The 2,607-nt window shown below is 37.8% G+C and carries 4 protein-coding genes; 1 reads left to right on the top strand and 3 read right to left on the bottom strand.

Translation table 11 applies throughout. The annotated features are described in order from the left end of the window. Positions 1-9: 9 nt before the first annotated feature. The 3 genes from KCG35_RS24515 to KCG35_RS24505 all read right to left on the bottom strand — a co-directional run bounded on the left by KCG35_RS24515 (position 10) and on the right by KCG35_RS24505 (position 2,161). Entirely contained in the window at positions 10-477 is a 468-nt protein-coding gene (locus tag KCG35_RS24515; protein ID WP_215822481.1) for a DUF4411 family protein, read from the bottom strand. Position 478: 1 nt separating this feature from the next. Further along, positions 479-1,648, bottom strand: a complete 1,170-nt coding sequence (locus KCG35_RS24510; protein ID WP_215822480.1) for an ImmA/IrrE family metallo-endopeptidase — start codon at positions 1,646-1,648, stop codon at positions 479-481. A gap of 81 nt (positions 1,649-1,729) precedes the next feature. Next, positions 1,730-2,161 carry a hypothetical protein gene (locus KCG35_RS24505; RefSeq protein WP_215822479.1) on the bottom strand — a complete coding sequence of 144 codons (432 nt, stop codon included), beginning with the start codon at positions 2,159-2,161 and terminating at the stop codon, positions 1,730-1,732. Between the two features lie 308 nt (positions 2,162-2,469). On the opposite strand from KCG35_RS24505, the gene KCG35_RS26790 reads away from it, so the two are divergent. Next, positions 2,470-2,607: phage integrase N-terminal SAM-like domain-containing protein (locus tag KCG35_RS26790; RefSeq protein WP_215822482.1), on the top strand; the 138-nt coding region annotated here is incomplete at its 3' end.

Genomic DNA, 2,607 nt, shown 5'->3' with positions numbered 1-2,607 from the left:
CTTTTTAATCTATACCCGCAAACCTTCCCTACGGAACACTTCTACGATGGTAATACATTCCACGCCGACCGCTCTGCCCACATTTGGAATTTTTGGTCGAATAGGAGAGTTACTTAGTTTTTCCTCAGTAACTATTAAACAGTCATTACATAATGCAGTTGCAATTATAAAAGGGTCACCACTTGATTTGTTTTTCTTTAAATCAAGCAACCCAGGGTGCTGTCGTAATATGTCAATAGCAGCTTTTTGTACACTTGAATTTAGTGGATAAAAGAATTCTGATTGGCCTTGAGCCCATTCTAGGATTTCATCATCAAAGGCACTTAGCTCCTCTAAAACGTCTTCAGCTGATATCACAATACCAGCTTCAGAGAGTTCCGTTAGTTTTGTCCATGCTGTAGGGAATACGTCTTTTGGATATGTGTGCCTCATCTTAGTTAAAGAACAGGTATCGATTACATATTTCGCATCACTCATGCTAGCTCGCCACACTTAATTCAATTTTCGAGAAATGCTTAGCTTTGACACCAAGATAATCTGACGCATCATTTGATGTAATTAGTGAGGAATTCATCGCATCAAAAACAAGTGATACAAATTGCTTACCCTTTGAACTTACTGTATCAACTGCAGGAGTAACAAAACCTCCCTGTTTCTTTCTCTTAGTGGCTTCAGCATCTTGACGATACCTTTCTCTATTCTCTTCGTAGAAAGCCTTTGTTGTTAAATTGTGATCTAACAGTTTCCTTAGGATAACCTCCCTACTAACGCCAAAGTCACGAGAAATCGGTGAAATAATTTGGTCAGTCCATTCTTCAGGGCCAGTGGTTCTTACAGCGGGGTATGATAGAAGATATTCATCCGGTACTAGAATCTGTGCTGCGACTTTATTGCAGAATACTTCTAACCTTTGCTCATGTGGTGACATTTTAGTATTGCTATGCAGATCACATAAACCACTTGATCGTAATAGAATATGTGTGAGCTCATGCAATAAAGTGAACGTTCTAGCTGAGTATGAATCTTTTCTGTTGACGACTAATAACGGCTTAAAGTCGAAATATACTGAATAGCCACGCATTTCATTTAAATCTATTTTTGTTGATTGCAAGACAAGGCAGCCTAGGCTTCCAATTAACTCCCTCCACATATTAAATGCAAGCCGACTATTTCTGGCTGTCTTTTGCTTAGCAAATGACATTCCTATGATTCGTCGAACCCGTTTAGCAACATCGATAGGGTTTTCTTCTATAGTGCAACTGGATTGGAATTGAACCTGTCTTTCGCCAAGTTCTGATTCAAGCTCCACTGCTATTTCTCGTGTATTTAGGTTATTCCTTAGATCAATGTAAATTTCAGGGTGGAAGTCAGATATGGTTGTGCCGTGATGTCTTCTGAAATCTTTAACAGGCGAATTAAACAGTTCAGGTGGCTCTGGGAGAAAAAAGGCACCAAAATTAATTTTGTATGATTTAGCGATACTTCTTAACTGCCTTATCGTTGGCTGTTCAACTCCTGATTCCCAATCTTCTAGCTTTTTTTCAGCAACCCTAAGCTTTTTTGCAGCATAGACAATATCCATCCGTATACTCTTTCTTGCCCATACTAAAAGTTCAGGATTTATCTCAGCACGATGACTAACAGCCATAAAATTTTCCTTACAGTAGTTATAACTCTTAGAGCGAGATATTCGCTTTAGCGTATTCCACCAATTTTTGCTATTGAATGCTTACCCCAAATTCGGGTCATTTGGATTGCTCGGTGTATTCTTTGTTGATGAAACACCTTTGGCAATTGCAAAGCCAGAAACCGCAGACAAAATGGGGAGTCCCGCCTCAGCAGTAATAGTTTTAGTAAGCATTAATATTGCTAAAACAATCACTATAAATACCGCAACTACAACTTGACCGTATGTAGACCAGAATTCATTTCTCTTTTGCAGGTAGTCAGCGTAAGCCTCGTTTAGATAAACTGGTAAATTCGATTTAATCTTGTGGGTACTCAAAAAGTCTAGGTAATTCTCATAACTTACAAATCCTCTGGAATCATCAGAAAATGCTTTCCAAGCGAACAAAATTATTGCTCCTACGACCAACAGCCCTAGAGCAGCAACAATCAGTACAAGCCAAAATATGTCAATTGTGATTGTGACTTCTTCCATAAGATCTCCACAGTTTTCTGGCAAAGAAAGTAACTATTAATGAACGTCACTATGACGTAATACATTACGTCACCCTGACGTATAATACTTAAATATATTTTAACCACCTCACATATTCAATACTAGATTAAACGTTAAATAACTAATCTAACTATATGATTAATATAGATTAGTTTGCTTTTTATCAGGGTGTTATACGTCATAGTGACGTAATATATCACGTCACTTTGATGCAGCTCTAATAACACTGTATAAATAAACAGCCTAGTAATACCTCAATGAGCGATACTTCTTGAGGTAAAAGTTTCATGGCAAGCCCTCTTCTAGAGAGTGTAAGACAAGAAATTAGAGTTCGGCACTACAGCTTAATAACTGAAAAATGCTATTTATATTGTATACACCGATACATTCGCTTCCATAATATCAAGCATCCTGCAAGAATGGGT

The sequence above is a fragment of the Zooshikella harenae genome, assembly GCF_018837975.1.
GTDB lineage: Bacteria > Pseudomonadota > Gammaproteobacteria > Pseudomonadales > Zooshikellaceae > Zooshikella > Zooshikella harenae.
Note: the sequence above shows the minus strand (reverse complement) of the source record. Positions and strands in the feature narration are given on the sequence as shown.

Bases quoted from the DNA above. Each gene is read 5' to 3' on its own strand.
- KCG35_RS24505 (WP_215822479.1), bottom strand. From the start codon at position 2,161: ATGGAAGAAGTCACAATCACAATTGACATATTTTGGCTTGTACTGATT.
- KCG35_RS24510 (WP_215822480.1), bottom strand. From the start codon at position 1,648: ATGGCTGTTAGTCATCGTGCTGAGATAAATCCTGAACTTTTAGTATGG.
- KCG35_RS24515 (WP_215822481.1), bottom strand. From the start codon at position 477: ATGAGTGATGCGAAATATGTAATCGATACCTGTTCTTTAACTAAGATG.